Raw genomic sequence first — 12,777 nt, forward strand, 5'->3', positions numbered from 1 at the left:
CATTCACAGCGCTGCGTTATGCATTGCGGGCGCCCCGCACCAGCCGATACCGCAGGCGCTATCACGGCAGGCGGGGCACCCAGGGTAGACCGGATGCTTACAGCAAGCGACGCAGGGACTCAAAAAACAGCGTAGATTGCAGTCGTTCCTGCTGAATCTGTTCGGCTGCCAAGGCAGCCAGTTCCTCTTGCACCGGTTTCAACGGCAAGCCCGATGAATGCGCCAGAACCTCAACACGCGCCGCGCGCTCCAGATAGTACAAATCATCGTATGCATAGGCCACGCTGTCGCCACAGACTATCGGTCCGTGATTCGTCAGAAATGCAACATCTGCGCCATTCATGGCATGTGCAATACGTTCCCCTTCTGCATGATCCAACGCAAGCCCATTATAGGTACGATCAACGGCGATGCGTTTGTAGAACCGCATTGCATTCTGCGAAAGCAGTGGATCCAGCCCCCCATTCTCGGTAAGCGTCAATGCCGTCGCGTAAGGCATGTGAGTATGCAGAACACATTTTTTTCGGGCGATGCGATGCACCGCAGCATGAATAAACAATGCCGTTGGCTCGATTTCATGCTTGCCACATAACTTATTACCATCGGCATCTACCATGACAATATCTTCGGCCTGGATTTCGGACCACTGGAAGCCGCGCGGATTCAGCAAAAACCAGTCGGCACAGGCGGGCACCTCGGCGCTGAAGTGATTGCATACCCCTTCTGACAAGTCGTGAAAAGCGGCAGCCCGCAGGGCCAGCGCCAGGTCCTGGCGCAAACGGGTTGTCTCTTCCGAGTGATAAACGGCTTCATATTGGTTGTGTATCGTATCCATCTTGCTCTCCCTGATCATATTATTTTCTCGAACCTCAAATAGCACGCCGCCAATGAGAGTCAATCGCTCAAGCACTCACTTATGCTGCCGGCGCGAGCACCGAATGCCTAGTCTAGTGCCAATTGGATAATTTGTGTTAATTTTGGCCGTACAGGAATTTGTCACGAATTCAACAGACCCTCACCATGAAAATCATACTGCAGTACATATACTATCTCGAAAGGCTGGCACACAAACGGTACTATGGCGATGCGATCGGCTTTAATACCCTGCCAGAGAACAAAATCGCCGCTGCCACCGATGGAGCTTTTAAATAAATGCCTATATCAACCTATTTGTATCTGGCCGCCGCCATTGTCATGGAAGTGATCGCAACTTCCTTTCTCAAATCGTCCAATAGCTTCACACGACTTGTTCCTTCAATCATCACCATTGCAGGATACGCTGCTGCCTTCTACTTTTTGTCGCTCAGCCTGCGAACGATGCCCACCGGTATTGCGTACGCAATATGGTCTGGCGTCGGCATCGTCCTGATATCGTTGATCGGCTGGATCTGGCTCGGCCAATCTCTCGATGGCGCGGCATTGCTTGGCATGGGGTTGATTGTCGCCGGCGTGGTCGTCATTAACGTATTTTCCAACAGCGTGTCGCATTAGGTCACGAAGACGACACAATTTCAATCATATTCAACGCCTGAAGCAGAGGCAGCTGACCCGTTACGATGGTTGTCAGGAGGTCACGCCGACGGCAGCCGCTGTCCTGACCAGTGCCAGCGCAACGGCTTCTGCTGCGGTCCGTTGCTCTTCGCTTTGCAAATCACCAGCGTCATCGAAAGCGTTGGCGGCAAAAGGAATCGTCATGATCGACGGCAACACCAACATCCCCAATCCTGACAGGACAGTACGCAAATGCAGCAGACCAAGGCGGGTGCCCGAGGCGCCCGTCGTGGCGCCCCCGATGGCAGCAACCTTGCCAATATAAGGCACTTTGCCCGGCTCGTCGCCATCAGCGCGCGATAACCAATCCAGCGTATTTTTCAGCAACGCCGACATCGACGAATTTTCCTCTGGCGAGGCAAAGAACACACCGTGATGGGATTTGAATAGCGATCGCAACTGGCGTGCCGACTCGGGCAATCCAGACTGCGCCTCGTCGTCCCCATGATAAATCGCCATCGGGTAATCGGCCAGACTGATCAAGGTTGAAATACCCCCGGCTTGCTCTACCGACCGCGCCATGTGCCGGGCCAGGCGGGTATTGTAGGACTGTCGACGAGTGCTGCCCGAAAGCAGCAGAATGCGGGGTTTGTCGGTTGTTGGCTCGTTCTCAATTGGGCTCATCGCAGGTCTTCCTCTGTATCGCTATGATATTCATCATAACAAAGTGTTGGCCGGCCTGGTTGGCCCGCTATGGTGTTCCCTGGGTGCCCACCACAATGTTCAATACTGACCCAGGCAAAAAAGCGCTACCGGCTGGTGTTCTGCGGGCAAGCCAAGTTGTTTGGCAAGCGCTGCATCATCAACGCCCATGACCAGTACGCCGCCCAGATTCTCGACCAACGTGGCAAGATAAAGATTCTGTGCCACTGCGCCAGCCTCTACGTCTACATAGCGGGCGCCGCGCAGACCATCAGCCTGCTGGTCGCAGAAGTGCTGCAACGCTGAGGCATAATCGGCAGTAATGACAATGACGGCTGCTGACGTCTCAAGCCAGAGATCGTCGGCAAGAGAGACCGACAGCAAACTGCCGGCAGCTGGCGCGCTAGCCAGCCGGTCAAGACATGTTCGCTCAGGATCAAACACATAGCTGGCTGGCGCCACGTCTTGCACGCATCGCGCCACGACCACCAAGCCTAGCGGATACAGCGCATGTGCAGAGGGTACACCGCGCTTGCCATCGCTACCCGTGACGCCCTGTGCGCAGTTAAGGATCCGGATCAGCGCCTGCTGATCAATTGGTGCGTCGCTAAACTGGCGCACGGAGCGGCGACGCGAAATCAGTGAATAGAGTACATCCCGTTCTTCAGCTGTTGTTGTCACCGCCATGTGGGACCTCCGTTTGGGATTCAAAAGACTGGAATTTGGATAAATGACTGAACAAGTGTAGCAATAAAGTGGTTCTGAACTGGGCGGTCGACGCAAATAAGAAGGCAAATACCCCGGTTCAGGCTATCTTAAGCTTCGCGCCCTATAATAGTTAGGTAGCTAACTAATTGAATGACGCGAGCCATACCCGACATGACAATCAAATCTGATCCCCCATCCGACGCCACGCGTATGGCCATGAGCCAGGGCATGCTGCATATGGCGCGCGCGTATCGCGGCGCGGCCGATCAATTGCTTGCTGAACTGGGCGTATCCCAGGCCACGGCGTGGCCCATTGTTATCATTCGACGCCTTGGGGATGGTGTACGACAAAAGGACATCGCCGAAGAGCTTGGTATCGAAGCCCCTTCTCTGGTTCGCCTGCTTGATCAGCTTGAGGCCGCGGGCCTGGCCGTACGCAAGCTGGACCCGGAAGACGGACGCAGCAAAACACTATACCTGACCGACGCCGGCCGACGTATCGCCAAGGATATTGAGCAGCGTCTGTCAAGTTTTCGCCGCAAAATCTTCAGTGGTGTATCAACAGACGATGCCGAAGCCTTTTTACGCGTGCTCGATACGATCAAAAACAGCACCGGCACAATGAGCCGCTCTTGCCGAAAACCTTCCGGTAATCACAAATGAAGCTGTTTACCCGCGACGAGACGCTGTTTTCATTCAAATGTTATATAAGCGCCATGTTGGCGCTTTATATTTCATACAGCATCGGCCTGAGCAACCCATTCTGGGCAATGATGACCGCCTACGTGGTAACCACCCAGCCATGGGCCGGCAGCATTCGCTCAAAAGCCTTGTACAGGCTGGCCGGCACCGTATTGGGGTCAGGCGGTGCCATTGCCATTATTCCAAACCTCAATCAAAGCCCTTTACTGACCACCGTGGCCATGTCGCTGTGGGTCGGCGGCTGTCTATATATTTCCTTACTGGACCGCACCCCTCGCTCCTATGTCTTCATGCTGGCCGGATATACAGCCGCGCTTATCGGTTTCCCCGCTGTCGACGATCCGATCGGGCTCTTTGACAAAGGGATCTCCCGTGTTGAGGAGATCAGCCTGGGCATCATGTGTGCCGCACTGGTCCATACGCTTGTGCTGCCACGCAGTATTGCCCCGGTGGTGATCAAGGGTCTGGACCAGACACTGGCGCATGCCCGCACCTGGATAGTCTCTACGCTGCGTTGCGCCGCACCTGAACAAGACAGGCAAAATCGCCGCAAGCTGGCCAATGACATTACCCAACTGCGCCTGACCGCGACGCATATTCCGTTCGACACCAGCAATATCCGCTGGTCCTCACACCTGTTGCGCGCATTGCTGAACCGAATCATCAGCCTGACACCGACTATTTCCTCTGTGGAGGACAGGATCAATGCTTTGCGATCGGCCAATCGGCCGTTGCCTGGCGCCACGCTAGCGGTCATGAAAGACATCAGCGACTGGGTCGAGTCAGGTAAACAGCCCGACCCCGGACAACTAAACGCAATGCATAGCGCGATTGACACGCTGACGCCTGCCATTGTGCCCGACATGCAATGGCATACGCTGTTGTCGGCCAGCCTGGCTACACGCCTGCACGAACTGGTCAACACTTATGCCAAGTGTCTCCAAATGCGAGTCGATCTGGACGCCGGTATCCAGAACGCCAGCGGCGAGGCAAGCACAAACCGACGCAAGTCCGACTTGCATATTGATCGGGGCATTGCGTTGCAATCGGCGCTGGCTGCCGCGATCGCCATTGGTATTTGCTGCGCTTTCTGGATTATCACGGCATGGCCGCAAGGCAGTACTGCAGCCATGATGGCCGCCGTTTTCAGCTGTTTTTTTTCTACACTGGATAATCCGGCTGCGCCCATGCGCGTGTTCCTGCGCTATACGATTTACTCTATCCCCATTTCTGCGTTCTATCTGCTGGTCGCCCTGCCGTCTGTACACACATTTGAAATGCTGGCGATGGTTATTTTTCCGGTGGTATTCGTACTGTCGGCGCTGGCCATACGGCCTGCCTACGCGCTCAAGGCAATGGCCTTGCTCTTTGGCGTTCTGGGAACATTCGCGCTCATGGATGTCAACCAGGCGACGCTGGACATTTATCTCAATAGCATCACTGGGCAATTGGCCGGCACTGCCGTGGCCGCGCTTGTTGCCAGCCTGTGTCGAACAATCAGTGCCGAGCGTGCGGTTGCGCGGATTCAAAATGCCAATCGGCAGGATCTGGCTGCTTTGGCATCCACACGCCGGATGCGAATCACGCCCCACCTGACTTCGCGCATGCTCGATCGCGTTGGCTTGTTGCAGACCCGTCTGCCCGCCGAAAACCGCAAACTGCAGGAAACACCTGATCCGTTGCTGGCCCTGCGCGTCGGCAACGATATTGCGGTATTGCAAAGCGCGCTGCGGTCGGTGCCGCGCGCCAGTCACTCGGTACAACGGCTGCTTGATTACCTGGCGACCTTTTTTCGCTCGCCAAGGAAAGCGCCGGACCATCAATTGCTGCGACAACTGGACGATGCGCTGACAAACTTACTTCTTACTCCAGCTATCGGTCCATCACAACACCGCGCGGTTGTCGCCGTGGTGGGCCTGCGCCGGGGCCTGTTCCCTGAAATGGCGCCTTATCCGGTCAACGCACACATCGAGGGAGCAGACCATGATCGGAGAAATTGACGTTCAAGGGCTTTATATACCGTGGCTGCTGGTACTGGCTCTTGTGACATTTGTGATTGCCAAAGCCGTAAGCACACTGCTCTCTCGCCTGGGCTTTTATCGAATGGTGTGGCACCCTGCCCTGTTCGACCTGGGGCTGTACGTGATTCTGCTTTTCACAGTACAGCGCATGTTTCCTTCTATTTTGAAATTGCTGATGGTTTGACAAATGAAATTACCGATGTCTTCGCTGGCCGCTATCGGCCGGTTCCTGCTTACGATGTTCGTTCTTGCCCTGGCGATTTGCGCCGGCTGGCTGCTCTGGCTGCACTATGAAGTTGAGCCGTGGACACGTGACGGCAGGGTCAAGGCCAACGTCGTTCAGGTCGCGCCAGACGTTTCAGGGCTTGTCATGAATGTGGCCGTGCACGACAACCAGGACGTCAAGATTGGCGACGTGCTGTTCGAAATCGATCCGGCGCGCTATCGACTGGCTTATGATCAGGCTCAGGCTGTTGTCCAGGCCGCTACTGCAGCCCGTGCGCAAGCGCAGCGTGACGTAAAACGCAACCGCTCGCTGGGCAAATTGGTGGCCACCGAAGCGGTCGAACAAAGCCGCCTGCGCCTGCATCAGGCGCAGGCGGCTTTGGCCCAGGCAAAAACACAACTGGCCAGCGCAGAGCTGGATCTGTCGCGCAGCCGCGTGCACGCTGTCACCGACGGCCGTATAACCAATCTGAGCTTGCGCATGGGCGACTACGTCACGGTCGGCAAACCGGTACTGGCCCTTATCGATAGCGCCTCGTTCTATGTTGAAGGTTATTTCGAAGAAGGCAAGCTGGGCAACATCCATATCAATGATCCGGCCACCATCACACTGATGGGCAATAGCGGCCTGATCAAGGGGCATGTGCAAAGCATTGCCCTGGGCATTGCCGATCGCGAACGCAGCATCGGCAGCGACCTGCTGCCCAATGTCAATCCCACCTTTAACTGGATCCGGCTGGCCCAGCGCGTGCCCGTGCGCATTGCCATAGACGATAAGGATGCGAACATGCTGCTTGTCGCAGGCCAGACGGCAACGGTAAATATCGGCCAGTGAAGGGGTCAGCCGTGCGCCAGCCCGCGCTTGCAGCAACCGGCATATGCGCAAGCGCAACGCCACTGCGCAGAACCTTTTTTTGAAGATCTGATTATGAATTACCGCTTATCAACGCTTGTCTTTTGTTCCTCCTTGCTGGTGGCCGGGTGCACTGTCGTGGGGCCCGATTACAAGAGGCCGCAGAACGCAGTGATAGAGCGATCATCCGCGCAAGGGGCATTTGCCAGCGCACGCGCTGCGACCCACGTCTATTCTGATGCGCCCTTGCCTGCGCACTGGTGGCGGCTCAATCATGATCCGGTCCTTGATCGGCTGGTCGCTCAGGCATTGGCGGCCAACGCCGACCTGCGTGCCGCCCAGGCCAATCTGGCCCGTGCACGCGCCGCCGTTGCCGGCGCCCGGGCGCAGCAATCACCGGTCATCGACGTCAATGCCGCTGCCTCGTACGGTCACAGCTCCGGAATCCAGCAACTGCAGCCGGACCTGCGTCCGCCAGACCGCTGGTCATACAGCAGCGGTCTGAATATTGCGTATCAGGCAGACCTTTTCGGACAAATCCATCGCGCAATCGAGGCGTCCCAACAGGATGCGCAAGCGGCAGTCGCCGCCTACGAGGCTGCACGCGTGACTGTCGCGGCCGAAACCGCCAGGTCCTATGCCGCCATCTGCGCCACCGGCATGCAACTGGCTTCAGCAAAAAAATCAGTGCGCATTCAACAGGAATCGAGCGATATCGCAAAACAATTGTGGCAGGCAGGACGTGGCACGCAGCTGGATATTACACGTGCCCGCGGTCTGGTTCAGCAGTTGAGCGCCAGCATCCCGACATTGCAAGCACAACAGCATGTTGCCCTGTTCCGGCTGGCGACCCTGACCGGCCAGACGCCGTCGGCCATGCCCGCATCACTATTGAAATGTACTACGCCACCCCGGTTTACCGGTTCGATTCCGGTGGGCAATGGAAAACAGCTATTGCGCCGCAGGCCAGACATCCGTGCAGCCGAACGCAAGCTGGCCGCTGCCACCGCCAGAATCGGGGTTGCCGTGAGTCAGCTGTATCCGACGATCACCTTGGGTCTGGCGAGCGGATCGGCCGGCCCCATGAGTCTACTCGGCGCCAAAAGCACGTCGAGCGTAAGTATTGGCCCACTGATCTCATGGACAGTGCCCAATACCGGCGCAGCCCAGGCTGCAATCGCCCAGGCCCGGGCAACGGCAGATGCCGAATATGCACACTTTGATGCAACAGTACTTAATGCCCTGCAGGAAACCGAGAGTGCGCTGGTCCATTATGCCCGTCAACTGGAGCGCCACGTCACACTCAAGGCCGCACGCGATACAGTGGCACAGGCAGCACGTGAGGCATCGGCCCTGTATCGGGCCGGTAAAACGGATTACCTGCCGGTGCTGGATGCGCAACGCACCCTGGCCAATGCCGACAGCGCGCTGGCCACATCCGTGGCGCAGTTGTCCAATATGCAGGTCGATGTATTCCTGGCATTGGGCGGGGGCTGGGAATAATCGACCCTGCCTAGGACAGTTCGGGCAGTGACTGCTTCACCTTGGTTAAATCCTGCCAGGGGTCGTTGCCAAGCCGCGCCAGGCGCTTGGGCAACGTACGGATATTGAAGGCATCGGACGATTTGATCCGTCCCAGTTCTTCCCAGCGCAACGGGGTTGCCACCGCAGCACCTGGGCGGGCACGCAATGAGTATGAACAGATGCTGGTCGCGCCACGCCCGTTGCGCAGGTAATCAACAAATATCAATCCCTTGCGTTGTTTTTTCGAGGCGGTGGCAATGTACTTGTCCGGATGCGCTCCAGCCAGCGACTCGGCAAAGGCGCGGGCAAACTGTCGGGCCCGCTCCCACGGAGCCGGCGGATTTAGCGGCACGACAACATGTAGCCCTTTACCGCCGGTGGTGCGTATGAACGATTGCAACTGCAATTGCTCCAGCAGTTCACGAATCTGGCGCGCCGCCTTTTTTACATCCGGCCACGCCACCTCGGCAGAAGGATCAAGATCAAACACCAGACGATCGCAGTCGTCCGGATTGCCGGCCTGCGCGCCCCACGGATGAAACTCAAGCGAATTAAATTGCACCAATTGCATGAGATCTGTCCTGTTGCAAACCATCAGATAATCCTGCCGGCCACCTTTTTCTTCTTCCAGGTTAACGGTACTGACGTCCATGCCCGCCGTGTGGTGCTTCTGAAAGAAGCAGGCCTTGTGCGTCCCATCCGGACAGCGCAGGACGGACAACGGCCGTCCCACTATCTCCGGCAACAGCCAGTCCATAACACGTTCGTAATAGTCGGCCACATCCTGCTTGGTAATCTTCATCTCCGGATATACCTGGCGCTGCGGACTGCTGATCTGAACATCTTCTTTTTCCATAGGCTCCTCGCTGCCGTGGCTGTTGCGCAGATCGGCAACAGACTTGTCTTGTCTCAAGGTTTTGAACGCCGTGTGGCGCAACAACCCCTGGCTGCTGAGTCCACGGTAAAACACCTCGACCACCTGCTGGGGCTTGACCCATTTGGCACGCCGCAAATCCGAATCAATTCCCTCGACCCTGATCGTCGGTTCGCCCACGGCACGTGGGCGCAGCTTTGTCGAAAGCGTTTTTAACATCGCGTCGTTCATGCCAGTGCCGACGCGCCCGGCAAGCCGCCAGCCGGCTTTTCCTTCAGGAGCGGCCAGCAATAAAGAACCAATGCCGGTACGACTTCCTTTGGGCTCAATGAAACCGGCAATGGCAAATTCATCGCTAAGTTCCAATTTGACTTTCTGCCAACTTCTGCTGCGGCCGGCATGATACGGCGCATCCACTTTTTTGGAAATAATGCCTTCCAGCTTTTCGGCGGTCACCCGTTCGAACACCTGAGGGCCTGATCCGACCAGATGCGTGCTGTATCGCAGTCGTGATGGCGCGCCTTGTAGTACCGTTTCGAGCAAGGCCTTGCGAGCCTGCAGCGGCACATCGCACAGGTCCAATCCTTCCAGGTGAATCAGGTCGAACAACAAGTAACTCAAGTACGCCTGTTTCTCGCCGGACAGCGTCGCCTGCAGTGCCGAAAAATCGCTGCGCATTCCATTAAGAACGACCAGCTCACCATCAAAGGCGGCCTGCCCAAGCCCCAGCGCCGCCATATCACGAGCGACATCTGGCAGCCGCGCCGTCCAGTCCAGCCCGTTGCGCGACCACAAGGCCGGGACCCCGTCCACAATGGTACACATCAGTCGATAACCATCCCATTTGACTTCGTGCAACCAATTGTCGCCGGCCGGCGCTTTGTTGGCTGTGTCACATAATTGTGGCGCAAATGGTGCTTGCTGCAGTTGCTGTTTGCGCGCCCCCTTGTATGCGTCTATCTGAGCGCGCCAGGCATCGGCTGCCGGCATTTTTGTTGTTCCCTTCTTTGTTGTCTTCTTAGCGCGGCCTGCCGCTGGCGTTTTGGCCGATACCGCCTCTGCAGCGGCGCGTCCGGATCCGACGGAACCGGATGCTTTGCCCCCCGTGCGCTTTGCGTCATGCGCAGGGGGCGGCGACCCGTCCTGCCGGGTTGTTGCCGCCGATTTGCCCCTAGAATGGGGCACGCCTTCGGCGTCCAGAAAATCGTCGGCCTCACTATGGCTGGCAAAGGCATCGTCCTGCTTAATCAGCAACCACTGGCGCTGGCGACTGCGCCCATGGCTTCGGATCAGGTGCCACGCGCCCTGCAAAATCTCACCGAAAAGCTCAAACTTCAAATGGCCTTTAGCCAGCTGTGCCTCGGCATCTTCGGGGGTGCTCCAAATGCCGTTGTCGAATATTTTGACATTGCCGCCTCCGTATTCCCCTTTGGGAATATCACCTTCGAAACTGGCATAGCTGACCGGATGATCTTCTACCTCTACGGCCAGGCGTTTGACCGAAGGATCCAGGCTGGGGCCCTTGGGCACCGCCCAGCTTTTAAGCACGCCTGCAACCTGCAGGCGAAAATCATAATGGCGATGGCTGGCGTGATGCAGCTGGACAACAAAGATGGCGCGTGCGCCATCGATCGGATCATCCTGTGGTTCCGGCGTTCGGTCAAACCTACGTTTGCGCTGATAGTCGGCAAGACTCATGGACACTCCCGGTCAGTGGGTCTGGGTTTCGGCTCAGGCTGCCTTTTTGCTGCTGGCTGCACTTTTGCGTGCGCGCGAGGCAGATAGGCCTGCCGCTTTCTTGGCCGTTTTCTTGGCCGCTGTCCTGGAGGTTTTCTTGCTCGCAGCAGCCGACTTTGCTGTCTTGCCCTTGCGGCTTTCGCTGGCGGCGGGTTTCTCTTTCTTGGCTACGGCTTTTCGCTGCGCGCCTTTGGCAGCCGATTTGGCTGGCGCCTTTTTGCTTGTCTTTTTGCTTGTCTTTTTGGCCGGAGCATCGTCCGATGCGGCGCCATTCTTGGATTGGGGCGCAGCCTTGGGAGGCGTTCTCTTGTTGGTTGCCAGGCTTTGCTTGAGCAACGACATAAAATCGACCACGTTGGTTGCCGCGTTCTCCGGCACCGCCTCGTCCAACTCATCATCCGGACGGTGGCTCACTTTATTGGCTTTCATCCGCTTTTTAATCACATCTGACAAGCGCTGCCTAAACTCATCTTTGTACTCTTGCGGCTTCCATTCGGCGCCCATGGACGCGATCAATTGTCCGGCCATTTCCATTTCCTGCCTGGAAATCCGGTAGTCACTGAGCTCGCCTTCCGGGATCCGATAGTCTTGCACATCAATCAACTCTTGCGGGTAACGCAACAGAATCAGCATCAGGGCTCGGCCTTGCGGCATAACCGCACACAGGTATTCCCGGGTGCGAATGACCACCCGCGCGATGCCGATTTTTCCGGCATCTCGCAACGTTTCGCGCAGCAGCACGTAGCCCTTTTCCGCTTTTTTTCCGGGCACCAGCACATAGGGTTTTTCAAAATAGGCGGGTCCGATATCGCTCGCATCGACAAAGGCTTCGACATCGACCGACTCCTTGCTTTGCGGGGCCGCATCGCGGATGTCGTCCGGCTCCAGAACTACATAATTGCCTTTGCTATATTCGAACGCCTTGACTATGTCTTTCCACGGCACTTCTTCGCCCGTGTCGGCATTGACCCTTTCGTAGCGCACCGGTGCCTTATTGCGCGCGTCCAGCATTCGAAAATGCAAGTCAACGCGACGCTCGCCGGGCATGAGCGCAACAGGAATATTTAAAAGTCCGAAAGAAAGCGTGCCATTCCAGATCGGGCGTGCCATATCAGGTCCTTATTCAAGATCATCAATGCGCCAAACGCAGCGCGAGTCCTGCAACAATCAGAGTCGGCGCAAAATGCGCCTCGCTATCAAATGCAACGAAACCGCAGATGTATCGCCTGTATTGTTCAGGCCTGCATGACTTTTTGACCCAGTGCGTCGATCAGCGGCGTGCCGTCTTCGCGGTTTAAGGCGCCTTTTTGCGGCAAAGGCAAAATCTCCAGCACCTGCTCCGAAGGACGGCACAGACGCACGCCCTTGGACGTAATTACAAAGGGGCGATTGATTAAAATGGGGTATTCGATCATGGCATCCAGCAGCCGGGAGTCGGTCACTGCAGGATCATCAAGGCCAAGTTCCTTGAACAGCGTTTCTTTCTGGCGCACGGCATCGCGTACGCTGATTCCCGCCTTGTCAATGATCGCAGCCAACTCTTCCCGAGTAGGCGGATTATGCAGATATTCGATGACATTGGGTTCCACACCCGTATTACGAATGAGCGCCAGGGTCGTGCGTGAGGTACCGCAACGGGTATTGTGATAAATCGTGATATCCATGACGGGGTCTCCTGTACCGATAATGGCTCAATCATAGCATCTCGCCAATCCGTTACGTGTAACGATTCGCTGCATAAGCCGGTGTCGGGCCGGATCACCGGCGGCGAACGCAACCGGGCCTTAATCTCGTGGCGAGCACAATGGCGCTTGCGAGCCTGCGCCGCCGCCCGCCTCCGCAGCCGGGATAAGGATCAGGGTAAGGATCAGGGTAAGGATCAGGGTAAGGACCAGGGTAAGGACCAGGATCCAGACCGGACTCTGACAGCAGTAGCCCGA

The 12,777-nt window shown here is 56.8% G+C and carries 12 protein-coding genes; 6 read left to right on the forward strand and 6 right to left on the reverse strand.

Annotated features, from left to right (window positions below; all coding sequences use genetic code 11):
- Positions 1 to 97: 97 nt before the first annotated feature.
- Entirely contained in the window at positions 98 to 835 is a 738-nt protein-coding gene (locus tag CAP48_RS16705) for an aldolase (protein WP_100698800.1), read from the reverse strand.
- A 323-nt stretch (positions 836 to 1,158) separates the two neighbouring features.
- Between CAP48_RS16705 and CAP48_RS16710 the strand changes: the two genes are divergently transcribed.
- Positions 1,159 to 1,491 carry an SMR family transporter gene (locus CAP48_RS16710; protein ID WP_192871358.1) on the forward strand — a complete coding sequence of 111 codons (333 nt, stop codon included), beginning with the start codon at positions 1,159 to 1,161 and terminating at the stop codon, positions 1,489 to 1,491.
- A gap of 72 nt (positions 1,492 to 1,563) precedes the next feature.
- Here CAP48_RS16710 and CAP48_RS16715 read toward each other — a convergent pair whose 3' ends face one another.
- Together CAP48_RS16715 and CAP48_RS16720 are read right to left on the reverse strand one after the other, a co-directional pair.
- Positions 1,564 to 2,175, reverse strand: coding sequence for an NADPH-dependent FMN reductase (locus tag CAP48_RS16715; protein WP_100698804.1), 612 nt, complete (start codon positions 2,173 to 2,175; stop codon positions 1,564 to 1,566).
- A gap of 99 nt (positions 2,176 to 2,274) precedes the next feature.
- A complete protein-coding gene (locus CAP48_RS16720; RefSeq protein WP_100698806.1) occupies positions 2,275 to 2,880 on the reverse strand; it encodes a SagB/ThcOx family dehydrogenase in 606 nt (201 codons plus the stop codon).
- Between the two features lie 192 nt (positions 2,881 to 3,072).
- Between CAP48_RS16720 and CAP48_RS16725 the strand changes: the two genes are divergently transcribed.
- The 5 genes from CAP48_RS16725 (at position 3,073) to CAP48_RS16745 (ending at position 8,205) form a co-directional block, all read left to right on the forward strand.
- A complete protein-coding gene (locus tag CAP48_RS16725; protein WP_369806371.1) occupies positions 3,073 to 3,564 on the forward strand; it encodes a MarR family winged helix-turn-helix transcriptional regulator in 492 nt (163 codons plus the stop codon).
- Positions 3,561 to 5,603: an FUSC family protein gene (locus CAP48_RS16730; protein WP_100698808.1), complete on the forward strand. Its 2,043-nt coding sequence runs from the start codon at positions 3,561 to 3,563 to the stop codon at positions 5,601 to 5,603. The genes CAP48_RS16725 and CAP48_RS16730 overlap by 4 nt, the downstream gene beginning before the upstream one ends.
- Positions 5,587 to 5,808, forward strand: a complete 222-nt coding sequence (locus CAP48_RS16735) for a DUF1656 domain-containing protein (RefSeq protein WP_100698811.1) — start codon at positions 5,587 to 5,589, stop codon at positions 5,806 to 5,808. The genes CAP48_RS16730 and CAP48_RS16735 overlap by 17 nt, the downstream gene beginning before the upstream one ends.
- Positions 5,809 to 5,811: 3 nt before the next feature.
- On the forward strand, positions 5,812 to 6,684 hold the full coding sequence (locus CAP48_RS16740) for an HlyD family secretion protein (protein WP_100698813.1): 873 nt from the start codon (positions 5,812 to 5,814) through the stop codon (positions 6,682 to 6,684).
- A gap of 93 nt (positions 6,685 to 6,777) precedes the next feature.
- Entirely contained in the window at positions 6,778 to 8,205 is a 1,428-nt protein-coding gene (locus CAP48_RS16745) for an efflux transporter outer membrane subunit (RefSeq protein ID WP_100699204.1), read from the forward strand.
- Positions 8,206 to 8,215: 10 nt separating this feature from the next.
- Here the strand turns inward: CAP48_RS16745 and ligD are convergent, their stop codons facing one another.
- From ligD to arsC, 3 genes are all read right to left on the reverse strand, one after another.
- A complete protein-coding gene (gene ligD / locus CAP48_RS16750; RefSeq protein WP_100698815.1) occupies positions 8,216 to 10,798 on the reverse strand; it encodes a DNA ligase D in 2,583 nt (860 codons plus the stop codon).
- A 33-nt stretch (positions 10,799 to 10,831) separates the two neighbouring features.
- Entirely contained in the window at positions 10,832 to 11,947 is a 1,116-nt protein-coding gene (locus CAP48_RS16755) for a Ku protein (protein ID WP_100698817.1), read from the reverse strand.
- A gap of 125 nt (positions 11,948 to 12,072) precedes the next feature.
- Entirely contained in the window at positions 12,073 to 12,501 is a 429-nt protein-coding gene (arsC, locus tag CAP48_RS16760; RefSeq protein ID WP_100698820.1) for an arsenate reductase (glutaredoxin), read from the reverse strand.
- Positions 12,502 to 12,777 lie beyond the last annotated feature (276 nt).

The organism is Advenella sp. S44 (assembly GCF_002810445.1).
Lineage (GTDB): Bacteria > Pseudomonadota > Gammaproteobacteria > Burkholderiales > Burkholderiaceae_B > Advenella.